The sequence below is a fragment of the Paenibacillus plantarum genome (genome assembly GCF_013141695.1).
GTDB lineage: Bacteria > Bacillota > Bacilli > Paenibacillales > NBRC-103111 > Paenibacillus_E > Paenibacillus_E plantarum.
Window position 1 is genome coordinate 620682 of sequence record NZ_WHNY01000067.1, and the last position, 14326, is coordinate 635007.

A 14326-nucleotide genomic window follows, 5' to 3' on the forward strand; every position below is an offset into this window, starting at 1 on the left:
ATAAGTGAATATGAAGATGAAGAGATCTTTGGCTACCCTTGTTCTATCAGCTGCCCTTTTATCTACAGCTTCTTTACCTGCTTGGGCTGCGGATGGTCAGAGCTTGGCAGCACAAGCTGCAGCAAGTACGAATATTAGCTACACGCTTTCAAATAAAATTGAGGTTGAAATCAAAAGCATGCTCAATGAGCGCGAATCGGATTCCACTAAGTTAGGAACAGTCATTCGAATAAGAAATACGACTGATAAAATCACACGTGTACCTGACTTTGAACTACGGGTGCTAATGGCAGACGGTATTGAATATACACTGCAGCCAAGTGCCAAAAACCCGAAATCCATCCAACCCAAGAGTCAGTTGGAACTTAGCTACTTGTCGATTGTTGAACGAAGTGACGATGTGGATCTATCGAGCCTCAACTTTATCGATGTGGATATGGACGTATATCCGAAAGTAGAAACAACACTGCTTAGTATCCCTGTTGATGCTGATATCGTCTGGAACGGCAGTGACAGTACAATTACGAAATCATCGGCTATTGTTAAATGGGGAGAAGCCTTTACCTTACCTTCATTGCGTTCGACCCTTGGCTTCATTCCTGTAGACATTCATAAGGAAATCACAGCGAAAGGCGTTTCTACGGTTGTTCAGATTCAAGTCGTAAATTCAACCAAAGAACGTCAGACTGTACCTAATTTTGGAATCGATGGGAAGTCAGAAAGTAAGGTATATTCCGGTAATCGTGCCGAAGCTACGGTTATACTTGATCCAGGTGAGAAGAGGTATATTCATATCGTCATTCCAACAGATCTGGATACGGAATTCACCAGCCTGAATGTAGTTACACCTGAGAGTTATGCTGTTTCAATGGGGGAAGGTAAATTCTTTGAAGACACCTACCGGGTAGGTCGTGTCAATATTCTTCTTCCAACAGGAGCTGTGACGCAGGGAGTGATCCCAGCACCCGAATATACATTGGGTACGCCAGTTAGACTAGATGCAACGAATAAATTCGTTCCTTCTAATGTTGATCTTTCTTTAGTTGAATTACATGTAACAAATAATGAAGATGATGGCTTCAATACGGCAGTGGCCAAGTTTAAATTGACGAATAATAGTGACCGTCCGATTCCAATACCAGCGATACAAACCGAGCTTGTTAGTATAGATGGTTACGCTTATGGAGGAAGAAGACAGGAAGCTACAGCATTAAGTGTTGTTCCTAATGCTTCGTATGTCGTCAGTTATTCCTATGCACTGCCAGCTTCAGAGACGGGTGAAGGTCTTAAAATGAACCTCTACAGTCAACAATCAAATGGCGAAATATCGTATAAATCACTGCTTGCCTCTGCCAAGGTACCTGTTCAGAAAAATGACCTGACGAGTAAAATACTTAACGTGTATCCCTATGAAATTACCATAAAAGATTGGTCCATTTCAGCTATTTTCCAAGCCAATATGAGTTATGATTATAAGCTGAAGCTGGATTTGAGTGTAAAGCCAGATAAGCAAGTTACGGTTGATAAGTTTAACAGTAAGCTCTCATTCGAATTATTCGATAATGTTGGAAATCCGGTTGGGAAATCAGTTCAAGCTTTGTCAGGCGAAGGCCGGTTGTACAATGGTACTAACACGATAGATTTAAACGCAAGATCCAACCAACTTGATTTCCCGATTCAGGTCAAAGTATTTGAGACGTTCACGAATGAATATGGTGAATCCGTCAAGCGGTTGTTGACCACATTCAAACAATAGGTTGATAAAAGACCGGTGTGCCCTTAACTTGGGACATCGGTTTTGCTTTGTTTTGGTGAAAAAATTAGCGGGAAAGCGATTAATGTTGTTATAATATCGTTTAAGGCTCGGTCACTTATGAACAAAGGGGTAAATGAGATGCTATCCTGGATTCGAAATGTAATTATGATTAATCGCAGTTTCAGGGTGAAACTTATTCTCAGTTTATCCATAATTATTTTATTGGCATTCTGCTTGACCGGATATTTAACGTATCGCTATAACTTGACACTGTTCGAGGAAGAGATCAGTAAACAATTTACCAGCACGAACGAAGAAGCGTTAGCGAAGTTGGACCTTAAGGTGCAAGAAGTTGTGCGTATTTCCCAAACAGTTGTATTTAATCCATCAATTGAAAAGTTGATTTCACGCATTAACTTAAATGAAAGCTCCGATGCCTTTGATCGCTATTATGATAAGAAGCAAATCGAAGATCAGATTTACCAACTCAAATCAGATGCGCCCTATATTACAGGGATGTACCTATATGACTTAAATGGGAATCCATCGTATTTCAGCTATACGACTGCTGCCATTAATGCCCCTGACGAGAATGTATTCAAAGTGATTCGTTCCAAAATTAGCGACACCTCTGGCGATCTCGTGTGGATTAGCGTGCCATTACCATCGTCTATTGAGCCAAGTGGTTTTAGAAACACGATTATTGTGGCAAGGTTTATGAAAAATAGTAGTTTGACGACTTACGGTGTACTCGTTATGGCATTTGATGAATCCTTCTTCTCAGGCTCACTGAAGGAGCTGACGAAGGCAGGCAAGGGGCAAGTGTATTTGTTTAATAAGAGTAGAGAACTGTTATTTACGAATTCGCCCGTTCATGTAGATCAATTATCGGTGCTTCAAAATATGAATTCAACGCAATTAATGGAGCATCATTTATATGTCCAAGGCGTATCGGAAGTAACTAATTTCAAGCTCGTTAGTGGGACTTCGTTAACCGAAATTCAATCTAGAAGTCGTGATTTGTTCAAAATGATTGTTTACTCTGGATTGGTCAGTATTCTACTCGCCAGTGTTCTCATCGTACTTTCCACGGGGAATCTACTCCGTCCGCTTAAGGATTTAATGCTAGGACTCCGGAAAGTTCGCTCGGGTGATTTCGATGCACGCATTGAAATACGTACCCATGACGAGTTAGCTTATATGGGAGAAAGTTTTAATGCAATGGCCGAACAGGTCGGACGGCTAATTAAGGAAGTGTATCTCACGCAATTAAGTGAGAAAGAAGCGGAGCTTAAAGCCATGCAAGCGCAATTAAATCCTCATTTTCTACACAACATGTTCAATGAAATTTATTGGAAACTATACCTGCAGGATGAAACCGAGACGGCCGCGTTGATCGCTGCCATTTCGGAAATGCTCAAATATTCATTGATGCCTGTTCGAACATTGACGACGGTAAAAGAAGAATTCCAACAGATTCGTAACTATTTGAAGATACAGAAGGAACTGTTTGAAACGGATTTGGAAACCATCATTCAAGTGGATGAGGATGTCATGGATGTTCAAGTGATGCGTTCCTTGCTTCAACCGTTAGTTGAAAATGTATTTATGCATGCTTTTCGCAATATGGTTTCGCATAAAGTATTGATCATCAAAGCAAGCAGCCGCGACGATTTCCTTGAGATTGATGTGACCGATAACGGGTGTGGCATGGATGAGAAGGCTGTTTCACAAATATTGGGAGTTCAGGGCTCTTCATTGCCGCATCGTACAGATGGACGAGAAAGTCTAGGTGTACGGAGTGTTGTAAGAAGAATTGAGTTGGTGTATGGCCCGCCGTTCCGTATGGAAATCTCTAGCCTCGTAGGAAGCGGAACGAACATGCGTCTTATTCTGCCTCTTCTAACAAATGATGAAAGGAGATCACTAGAATGAGAAGCGGAAGAGTATTGATTGTCGAGGATCAGCCCAATTTTAGAAAAGGACTAGTCAAGATGCTTCAAGGTGGAGAGCTTGGCTGGCAAGTGGTCGGTGAGGCGGGGAATGGGCAGGACGCTTTGGTACTGCTTGATGAGCTTCAGCCTGATTTAGTCTTAACGGACATTCGGATGCCCATCATGGATGGTATCGAATTCGTAGGGCATTTGCGGAAGAATTATCCGGAGATGATCGTGATTATTTTGACAGGATACAAAAATTTCGAATACGCGCAAGCCGCTGTAAGGCTGGGAGCGTTAGATATTCTGATCAAGCCTTGCACGGAAGACGACGTTCGTCAGATCATGAACAAAGCATCAGAACGGTTCTATGAGAAATATGCGCATCAACAGAAACAACTCTTGCAAAGACAGCTGCAACAGGATCAAGAGCTTCGTGCGGTATTACTGGACCTCCCTTATGAAATGAGCACATTGGCTGGCTTGAATCAAGCGCTGTCTGGTAAAGAATTGTGGTTATTGCATATGAATAATGAGGATATGGCGAATAGATCGAATGGTAAAAGGGACATGAGTTTGCTGCAATTTGCCTTCTCCAACATTGTGGAAGAGCTAGTGAAAGGAGCGGGTCTGGAAGCCCGCCTCTTACTTGTGGATCATGACACATTCCTCTTGGTGACTGAATTGCAACAGGTGGAGGAAACACTGCAAAGCATTATCCCAACGGCCTCTTTTGAATATTTGAAAATTCGCGCAAGCATGGTTTCAATGGGGCTAGCGCCTCCGGCAGTAGACTTGGCACAATTGTATCTGTTAACGAAGGAGGCTGTCTCAGATCCTATTAAACTTCCTTCTTTAAGCGGAAGTGAAATCGGATCGGGGATCATGCTTTCCCTTAATCAGGCAAGGGTCAGAGAGATGGAAGTTCAACTCATGTCAGCCATTCTAGTTGGACAAGAGGACAGCCTGCTCGTGCTGTTGAACCGTGTGATACATGAGCTCAGTCTTACATCGCCAGAAGAGATGCGACTTGGTGCATTGTCACTTTCTATCGCTTTGCACGGGACGATCCAGAAGCAGTTTGATCCTGACGATCAGAATGCGCTGGCTAGGCTCCCGAATGAAATGCCGCAGAGCCAGTGGACCTCGAAGGAGGTGCTGGATTGGGCAGCAGAGCAAGTGAAGTATTTCCTGCTCCAATTCAATCAATGGCAGGCGTCCAAAAGTGATAATGTGGTGGAAAGAGCCATTAAATATATTGAGGAACACTACAATGAAGAATGCCGATTGACGGATGTCGCGGCTCATATTCATTTAAACCCAAGTTACTTCAGTGTTGTTTTCAAAAAAACAACCGGAGAAAGTTTTACACGATTCGTTACTCGGGTCCGTATGGATAAAGCGGCTTTACTTCTGAGGAATACGGATATGAAAATATTTGAAATTGCTTGTGCCATTGGGTTTGATGAACCAAATTATTTTACGAATGTCTTCAAGCAGCAGTTTCTTATGTCGCCTAAGGAATACAGAAGTAGTAAGTAATTATTAGGTGAATGAAAATAAAATGAGGTTGTCTCAAGAGTCGATTTTGACTTTTTGAAACAGCCTCGTTTTTCGTTAATGACCGATGAGTAATCAATCACTTCACGCAATCTAACTGGATTTATGCATCTAAACACCAATCGGCAGTGGGGATATAGTGCCTGCAAGGGCGAGATAGTCGAAATAATCGACTAACGCAGTTGAACCCGGCGCCTGAAGCGATTAACTGTAGCAGCGAATCTCATAAATGGCTGCGGAGGAATCCCCATTCGTCGCCTTAACTGTCAAACGAATGCGATCAGTCTGAACTGCTTGATCCAACGTATGTTTTACCAATCGTTGGTAATTTTCTTCAACATTTAAGATGGCAACCCATTGCCCTTGTGTATAAGCCTCGATTACATAGTCTTTCGGACATTGAGGATCACGATAGAATGGCTCATAGCGATGGTATTCTTGCAGCAAATGCCCTGGGAAAGTGGCATGAATTTCTCGAATCATTTGCGAATTTGCCCATTGCAGCTGCACATATTGTGGCAGTGGTTGTGCGGGATTGGACATCCACATATTGGTGTATTGGTGAGGACGAGTTACACCGCTAGTCACATTGACTGCACCATAGCTCTGTTGTGCAGGCGTGATCTGGTAGCTGAGCGTGCCGCCATCATTCTGATAGCGACGCATTTTCCCGCTGCCCATGTCGTAAGCGGAAATATGGCCTGGCAATATTTGATTAGCCGAATGCCATTCTACTGATGGATTAACTCCTAGTTGGAGTTGAATGTAACGGCTGCCAACCGCAGAGTCCTGCCAATTCAATGGCCATTCCACCCAAATATGCTGTCCTACCGGAACCGTTAAAGTTGTTTCTGCATAAACGACGCCCGTGTCTGTTCGATAATCCCAAATGTGATCTGCTGGAATTATTTGGGCAGACAGCTTTTGGGGATGATCCGAGTTATTGCTCAAGCAGACAGAGAGGGTATCAATGCGTCCTTTCTCGATGGCAATCCATTGCCCGCGTTTGAAGGTTAGCGGCTCAGCTTTATGCTTTCTCGCTTCTTGCTCAGCTTTCGAGCGGAAGCCGAATGTGAAATCGCGGCTTTCGGGTCCGACACCATGAATGGAGGCTGTACTACTGGCACTAATCGTTGCATGTACAGCGAGATCCTTGGCATCCTCATTCTTATAGTTAGGGAGAAAGCATCCGTCGCGGAGCAGCGTTTGCTGTACATGCACGATATGTTCGCCTGACATGTCGGACAGACGCAATTGGTTTCTCAACGCATATGCAGCACCCGTACCTGCTGCTTGCCCCATCAGGGCTGTCGTTGACATGACACGTACAGTACCAAGAGCTGCATGGGTAACGCTGACGTTACGTCCCGCCATCATTAAGTTGCTAATATCTTTGCTAACCATGATGCGGAAGGGAATACCGTAAGGTCCACAGTAGCTTTTTTGAGCATATTCACTCGTTTCGTTATAGCCTTCAGCACTTGCTGGCTCGGCTGTTGGAGCCAGAAGTCCTCCAGGTGTGTGAAGATCGACAAACCAGCCACCATAGGCAATTTCGTCCTCGAATACGGTACGCTTCTGAATGTCGTGTTCGGTCATGAAGTAGCGGCCCATGATTCGGCGACTCTCTCGTTTACCCGGAACTTGACCGATCCAATCAAGCGCAAGGTTCGCAGTTTGTTCTTTCAGAAGTGGATCGCGATTTTTCATCCAATCCCAAATGCCGAGGGTATGTCGGGTCAGCTCGTGACGTATATTTTCATTATCATACACGGTGTTATATGGGACACCGATCTCAATCCACCAAAATCCGGATTCTGTGTCATAGAACGTGCGGCCTTGTTTATAAAAATAGTCAGCGTCTTCGTGATGGATTGCCCAATCAGGTGCTTTGAATGGTACAGGACGTCCCATATCTTTGGCACGGAAGTGGATGGAGTTCCCCATGGTATCGGAATTGGCATCAAGCGGAGCATGAGGTTCGTTGAACTCCTCTCGGCCTTCGGAGCCCCAACGCCATTCACAGCCAGCCATATCGGCAATGACACCATCGCCTGTGCAATCGATGAAGATATCTGCTTTAATTTCAAGCTCAGTCTCCGCATTTGCGATAACGGCCTTTATCGAAGTAAGTTTACCGTCTGTCACTTGTGCGCTGTTTACAGAGGTATTCAAATGGAAACTCAGATTCGGAGTTTTGACAGCCATATCGTACATAACCATATCCCACACACTATTCGTCCAACCGTTTTCGCGAATTTTCTCATGATTGACAGCTCGTTCTTCAATAAGCAACTCCGAGATAATGCCGGTTTCTCTTCCATAGGCATGAAAGGCGGCAGCACCATGTGGTGTCACGCGAATTTCGGAAGAGCTGTTGCCTCCAAAAACAGGTCTATCTTGAATCAGGCAAGTCTTTGCACCCTGTCTTGCCGATGCCACTGCGGCGCAAAATCCAGCGAGTCCTCCACCGCAAACGACAACATCAAACGCTTGTTGAATAGATTTCATTTTTAAAGCCTCCTATTTATTTACTCGAGTAAATTCATATCTTGAGCACATTGTAGCATCGAATTTATTGCTTGCCAAGCATTTTTTAAGTATAATTTACTCGAGTAGAATTTGCGGAGGGATCATTGAATGGCTAGTCGTCAAGAAGTAGCAGAACGTGCAGGTGTCTCCGTTGCCGTCGTATCTTACGTGCTGAACGGCAAGACCAACGTAAAGATGGAAACGCGAGTGAGAGTTCTCGCAGCTATGAAAGAATTGGGATATGAACCTAACCTATTGGCTCGAAGTTTAAAAACGAAGAAGACGGGTCAATTGGCGGTATTGGTTAACTATCTGGGGAATCCGTTCGAGGCAGGTTTATTATTGCATATTGAATCCGCTGCGAGAGATGAATCCTTTCTCGTATTTTTCCAGAGCTATACGCCGGAAACGGAAGAGCAATTAATATCGTCATTGCGCGGGCGGGTGGATGGTATTATCCTGCTTGGTCAGCAGTTGATGACGGAGACATATGATCGAATTTCGGAATGGGATGTCCCTATCTTATCTGTGACCCAAAGTCCGAATGCCCAAGAACGGGGAATACCCTATATAGATGTGAACTGGGCTGTTCTGTACAGACAGGCTATTCAACATTTGAAGGACAAAGGGCATACAAGCATCGGGTACATGTCAGATAGCCAATCGTCCTCCTATCATGTGAATAGGCTGCTTAATTTTCAAGAAGCCATGCTGGCAGAGGGGTTGGAGCTGCAAGATGAGATTTTGCTAAACGGTGAAGGCCGGTTAGAAAATGCATCTGAGGTTTTTCAAAGGTTTGTGAACAACTACCCTTCAGGACTGCCATTCAGCGCGATTATTTGTTCCAATGATTTGATGGCTGCTGGTGTTCTAGATGTTTGTAAAAAGAACGGTATTCAGATTCCAGAGCAACTTGCGATCCTTGGTTCAGAGAATATTTTGATGACGACACTTACTGAGCCAAAGTTGAGCGTTATTCATTACCCACGTGATGAGATAGGGAAACTTGCCATGGAAATGATGAAGGAGTTAATGGAAAAGCGACAAATGGCTTCGCGCACACTTACGGGACATCTAGTGATTCGGAACTCGAGTTAGAGTGATTCAAAAAAAAGCATTGCCAGTGAAATTAAAATATTGTATGATCGGATTAAGCGCTTAACCCGTACAGGGGCGAGCGCTTAAAATTTGAAAGATTAAGCGCTTAACCTCTGAGTGGAAGGGAGATTTACATGCGTACAATTCGACTTACAATGGCACAAGCACTACTTCGCTTTCTAGACCAGCAGTACATATCTATCGATGGACAGGAGACTAAATTTGTTCAAGGTGTCATGGGGATTTTCGGACATGGCAATGTAACTGGGATTGGAGAAGCGTTAGAGTATAGCGCGGGTGACCTTACGTATATACAAGGCAAGAACGAGCAAGGAATGGTCCACGCTGCAACCGCTTACGCGAAGCAAAAGAACCGCAAACAAATTTATGCCTGCACAACCTCCATAGGACCAGGCGCACTCAATATGGTAACGGCGGCGGCAACAGCGACCGTCAACCGTATCCCGGTGCTGCTGCTGCCGGGCGATAATTTTGCTTCGAGGCAGCCGGATCCCGTGCTGCAGCAGCTTGAAGTCACGAACGATTATACGGTATCTGCGACAGACCCCTTCAAGTCCGTGAGCAAATACTGGGATCGAATCGTTCGTCCCGAGCAGTTGATGAGCGCTGCTACCCAAGCGATGCGGGTATTAACGGATCCTGCAGAAGCAGGAGCGGTGACCTTAGCGCTTCCCCAAGACGTGCAGGCGGAAGCTTACGACTATCCGGAAACCTTTTTCGATAAAAAGGTTCATTATATCGATCGCCGACCAGCGGCGCAGGAAACTGTCCAACGCGCGGCTGCGGTGATCTTAGGTAAAAAGCGCCCGTTAATTATCGCTGGCGGCGGCGTTCTATATGCGGAAGCGACGAAGGAACTAGCGGAGTTTGCAGAAGCGTTCGGCATCCCAGTTGCGGAAACGCAAGCAGGGAAAAGCTCGCTGCCTTGGAATCATCCGCTGCAAGTCGGAGCGATCGGTGTGACAGGTGCACTGGCGGCGAACAAGCTAGCGAAACAAGCGGATTTGATTATCGGTGTGGGAACGCGGTATTCCGACTTTACTACAGCATCCAAATCAGCTTTTGAGAATGACGATGTGCAATTTATTAATATCAATATCAGCGGTTTCGATTCTTCGAAGTTAGGCGGTATTTCGATTACGGCTGATGCGAAGGTAGCACTGAACTTATTACGCGAAACTCTGACATTCCTTGATTATTCGAGCAATTACGAAACTGGTTACATAGCAACTTTGAAAGACGAATGGGATCGTGAAGTGGATCGTTTGTACCAAGCAGAGTGTGCGGAAGGCTTTGCTCAAACACATGCGCTTGGTGTGATCAATGAAACCATTGACTCTTCCTCGGTTGTGGTTTGCGCAGCAGGAAGTTTACCTGGCGATTTACACCGTTTATGGCGTTCAACTGAGCCCAAAACGTACCATATGGAATACGGTTTCTCTTGCATGGGATATGAAGTAAGCGGTGCCTTCGGTGCAGCTTTGGCGGAACCGGGTCGTGAAGTTTATGCGATCGTCGGAGATGGCAGTTACTTAATGCTTCACTCGGAAGTAGTGACGAGCTTGCAAGAGGGACAGAAATTTACGATTCTGCTGTTTGATAATCATGGCTTCCAATGCATTCATAATCTGCAGCGCAGTCAAGGGAGCGAAGGCTTCGGGAATGAATTCCGTTATCGGGAAACGGGGACTCGTAAGCTGACAGGAAGTTATATGCCGATTGACTTCGCAGCACATGCGCGCAGCTTGGGAGCGAAGTCCTACAAAGCGACTAATGCAGAAGAACTCAAGTCCGCACTGCTTCAGGCAAGTAAAGAAACAGTGACGACCTTAATTGAAATTCCTGTCGTACCTGGAACGAACACAGGCGGCTACGAGTCCTGGTGGCAGGTTGGCGTTCCTGAGGTTTCGGAGAGTGCCAAAGTGTTAGCAGCCCATGAAGAAATGAAGAAAAACATACAAGCGGCTAAACCCATTTAACAAAGAAGAGGTGACCTAACAATGGAAGCACTACAGTTTAAGCTAGGCATACATCCGATTAATTGGGTGGGAGAGGACGTCAAGGAACATGGCGCTGATACCACATTTGAACAAATCGTAGATGAGATCCAGAAGCTGGGATTGACCGGCACGGAGATGGGGCGCAAATATCCGACCGATATCAACGTACTGAAGAAAGAACTATCGGAACGAGGTATTGGGCTTGTATCTCAGTGGAAATCCGTCCTATTCTCGGATCCCGCATATAGAGAAGAAGAGTTGGAAGCCTACCGTAAGCATGTGCTATTTCTGAAAGAAATGGGCAGCACCGTAATCTCTACAGCAGAAGTTGGGGGTTCGCTCCATTTTGATCCGCGTCGGACGCCGAACGAGAAAGAAGTACTTCGCCTCGATGAAGCAGGTTGGCAGAGCTTAGCGGAAGGGCTTAACCGTGCGGGAGCTATTGCCGCTGAGCATGGGCTGAAGCTGACCTATCACCATCACGGTGGGACTGTGATTGAGTCACCTGAAGAGATCGATCGATTGATGGAGCTAACCGATCCTTCCTTGGTCTACCTGCTGTTTGATACAGGGCACACCTACTACGGTGGTGGAGATCCATTGACTGTATTGCGTAAACATTACAACCGAATTGCTTACATCCATTTGAAAGATATTCGTCAAGATGTACTGGATGAAGCGCGCGCGGAGCAGGTTGATTTCGTCACTTGTATTCGCAAAGGAGTGTTTACCGTACCAGGGGATGGCTGCCTTGATTTTGCACCGATTTTCAAAGAGTTATTGAATCGTGAATACACAGGATGGGCGATGCTCGAAGGCGAGCAAGACCCTGCAACTCATAATGCTTACGACTATGCGAAAAACGCACTGGACTATATCCATTCTTTATTAATAAAAGAAAGTAGGTAATCCGATCATGACCTATGTGACATTTCCGCAAGAAAAATCACTTGATTTTGTAGCTATCGGCAGATTATGTATCGACCTAAACGCGAACGAAATTCACCGTCCAATGGAAGAGACGATGACGTTCACGAAGTATGTCGGCGGTTCGCCAGCGAACATTACGATTGGCATGTCCCGATTAGGGATGAAGACCTCTTTTATCGGCAAAATTGCGAATGATCAAATGGGCCGTTTCATAGCTACCTATTTAGAGCGCAACGCGATTGATACGAGCAATGTCGTGACGGATCGCACAGGCGCTGTAACAGGTTTAGCTTTTACAGAAATCAAAAGCCCAACAGATTGCAGCATCTTGATGTATCGCGATAACGTGGCTGATTTGAAACTTACGCCTGAAGAGGTCCAGGAATCTCTGATCGCTGGTGCGAAAGTATTGCTGATTTCCGGTACGGCGCTAGCTCAAAGTCCATCACGTGAAGCGGTGTTCCAAGCACTGAATTATGCGAAGAAGCACGGGGCAATCATCGTGTTTGATCTTGATTACCGTCCATACACATGGACTTCACCTGAAGAGACGGCGGTGTACTATAACCTAGCTGCTGAGAAATGCGATATCATCCTCGGTACGCGTGAAGAGTTCGATATGATGGAGAAATTCGAGCATAATCCGGAAAAGGATGACCACATCACGGCTGCCAAATGGTTCGACTATTCAGCGAAGATAGTCATTATCAAGCATGGCAAAGACGGTTCTATCGCCTACACACCGGATGGTGTCGGACATCGTGCGAAGAGCTTCCCAGCAAAGGTTGTTAAGACTTTTGGAGCTGGTGATTCTTATGCTGCAGGCTTTATCTACGGAGTTATGCAAGGTTGGACGCTGGAAAAAAGTATGGAATACGGAAGCGCTGCTGCTTGTATCGTCATTTCCAGTCATAGCTGCTCGGATGCTATGCCAACTGCTGCTGCCGTGGATGATTATATTGAACGTTGCAATCGCGGAGAAATTACAGCCTCATAATGATTTATCAACCTAAAGGAGCGAAATGGCTATGACACATACATTGAAAAACTGGATTGGCGGCGAATGGGTCGCATCATCCGCAACACAAACGGAGCCTGTTTATAATCCTGCAACAGAAGAAATTCTAGCTTATATTCCTATTTCGACCAAAGAAGAAGTGGATCAAGCGGTTCGCAATTCGCAAGAAGCGTTTCAATCATGGAGCCGTACACCTGTACCGAAGAGAGCAAGAGTCCTATTCAAATACCAACAATTACTTGTTGATCATTGGGAAGAGCTGGCTCGCATCGTGACGAAAGAAAACGGCAAAAGCTACTCCGAAGCTTATGGAGAAGTACTTCGCGGCATCGAGTGTGTGGAGTTCGCCGCTGGTGCACCTACACTGATGATGGGCAAACAGCTTCCGGATATTGCTTCCAATCTGGAGTCTGGGATGTACCGTTACCCAATCGGAGTTATTGGTGGGATCACGCCATTCAACTTCCCGATGATGGTACCTTGCTGGATGTTCCCACTCGCGATCGCATGCGGCAATACGTTCGTATTAAAGCCGTCGGAGCGTACGCCTCACTTGGCTAACCGCCTTGCTGAATTGTTCCACGAAGCTGGATTGCCAGCTGGTGTGCTGAACATCGTTCATGGTGCGCATGATGTGGTGAATGGCCTACTTGAGCACAAAGATATTAAAGCGATCTCCTTCGTTGGCTCCCAGCCCGTAGCGGAGTATGTATACAAAACAGCGGCAGCGAACGGGAAACGCGTTCAAGCGCTTGCAGGCGCGAAAAATCACTCTATCGTGATGCCGGATGCGAACTTATCCATTGCAGTGAAGGAAATCACGAATGCGGCTTTCGGTTCTGCAGGCGAGCGCTGTATGGCATGTTCCGTCGTGGTAGCAGTAGGCGATGTAGCGGATACGTTAGTTAGCAAGCTGCTTGAAGCGGCAGATGCGATTACGATTGGCAACGGAAATGATGAAGGTGTGTTCTTGGGTCCTGTTATTCGCGGTGGACACAAGGATCGTACATTGAAATATATCGACATCGGTGAAAAAGAAGGCGCAATTATGATTCGTGATGGACGTAAAGACGCCGCTGCTTCCGAAGCGGGCTACTTCGTAGGCCCGACAATCTTCGATCAAGTGCAATGTGAAATGAAAATTTGGGAAGACGAAATTTTTGCTCCTGTGCTTTCCATCGTTCGTGTAGCAACACTCGAAGAAGCAATTGAGCTTTCCAACCGTTCCGAGTTCGCGAATGGCGCATGCCTGTTTACGCAGGATGGCAGCAATGTACGTCAATTCCGTGAAAACATTGAAGCAGGGATGCTAGGCATTAACCTTGGTGTACCAGCACCAATGGCTTTCTTCCCATTCTCTGGCTGGAAAAAATCCTTCTACGGCGATTTGCATGCCAATGGTACGGATGGCGTGGAATTCTATACGCGTAAAAAGATGGTAACGGCTCGCTGGTAACAGCGAGTTTCCGCTAGA

9 protein-coding genes are annotated in these 14326 nt (G+C 45.7%); 8 read left to right on the top strand and 1 reads right to left on the bottom strand.

What is annotated here, in order from left to right; genetic code table 11:
• Positions 1-4 precede the first annotated feature (4 nt).
• The 3 genes from GC096_RS25715 to GC096_RS25725 all read left to right on the top strand — a co-directional run bounded on the left by GC096_RS25715 (position 5) and on the right by GC096_RS25725 (position 5235).
• Positions 5-1756, top strand: coding sequence for a hypothetical protein (locus GC096_RS25715; RefSeq protein WP_171634141.1), 1752 nt, complete (start codon positions 5-7; stop codon positions 1754-1756).
• A 138-nt stretch (positions 1757-1894) separates the two neighbouring features.
• Complete coding sequence (locus GC096_RS25720; protein WP_171634142.1) at positions 1895-3691, top strand: sensor histidine kinase; 1797 nt, start codon at positions 1895-1897, stop codon at positions 3689-3691.
• Positions 3688-5235, top strand: coding sequence for a response regulator transcription factor (locus GC096_RS25725; protein ID WP_171634144.1), 1548 nt, complete (start codon positions 3688-3690; stop codon positions 5233-5235). Before GC096_RS25720 ends, GC096_RS25725 begins: the two co-directional genes overlap by 4 nt.
• 222 nt (positions 5236-5457) lie before the next feature.
• Here GC096_RS25725 and GC096_RS25730 read toward each other — a convergent pair whose 3' ends face one another.
• Positions 5458-7764 (bottom strand): FAD-dependent oxidoreductase, encoded by a 2307-nt coding sequence (locus GC096_RS25730; RefSeq protein ID WP_171634145.1) that lies wholly within the window; start codon positions 7762-7764, stop codon positions 5458-5460.
• A 129-nt stretch (positions 7765-7893) separates the two neighbouring features.
• On the opposite strand from GC096_RS25730, the gene GC096_RS25735 reads away from it, so the two are divergent.
• The 5 genes from GC096_RS25735 to GC096_RS25755 all read left to right on the top strand — a co-directional run bounded on the left by GC096_RS25735 (position 7894) and on the right by GC096_RS25755 (position 14308).
• The gene (locus GC096_RS25735; RefSeq protein ID WP_171634147.1) at positions 7894-8883 is read left to right on the top strand and encodes a LacI family DNA-binding transcriptional regulator; all 990 of its coding nucleotides are present in this window, start codon (positions 7894-7896) and stop codon (positions 8881-8883) included.
• A 134-nt stretch (positions 8884-9017) separates the two neighbouring features.
• Positions 9018-10883, top strand: coding sequence for a 3D-(3,5/4)-trihydroxycyclohexane-1,2-dione acylhydrolase (decyclizing) (gene iolD, locus GC096_RS25740; RefSeq protein WP_171634148.1), 1866 nt, complete (start codon positions 9018-9020; stop codon positions 10881-10883).
• A 21-nt stretch (positions 10884-10904) separates the two neighbouring features.
• A complete protein-coding gene (gene iolE / locus GC096_RS25745; RefSeq protein WP_171634150.1) occupies positions 10905-11813 on the top strand; it encodes a myo-inosose-2 dehydratase in 909 nt (302 codons plus the stop codon).
• 7 nt (positions 11814-11820) lie between these two features.
• Positions 11821-12831 carry a 5-dehydro-2-deoxygluconokinase gene (gene iolC, locus GC096_RS25750; RefSeq protein WP_171634151.1) on the top strand — a complete coding sequence of 337 codons (1011 nt, stop codon included), beginning with the start codon at positions 11821-11823 and terminating at the stop codon, positions 12829-12831.
• Positions 12832-12862: 31 nt separating this feature from the next.
• Positions 12863-14308 carry a CoA-acylating methylmalonate-semialdehyde dehydrogenase gene (locus GC096_RS25755; RefSeq protein WP_171634153.1) on the top strand — a complete coding sequence of 482 codons (1446 nt, stop codon included), beginning with the start codon at positions 12863-12865 and terminating at the stop codon, positions 14306-14308.
• The last annotated feature ends 18 nt before the right edge of the window (positions 14309-14326 follow it).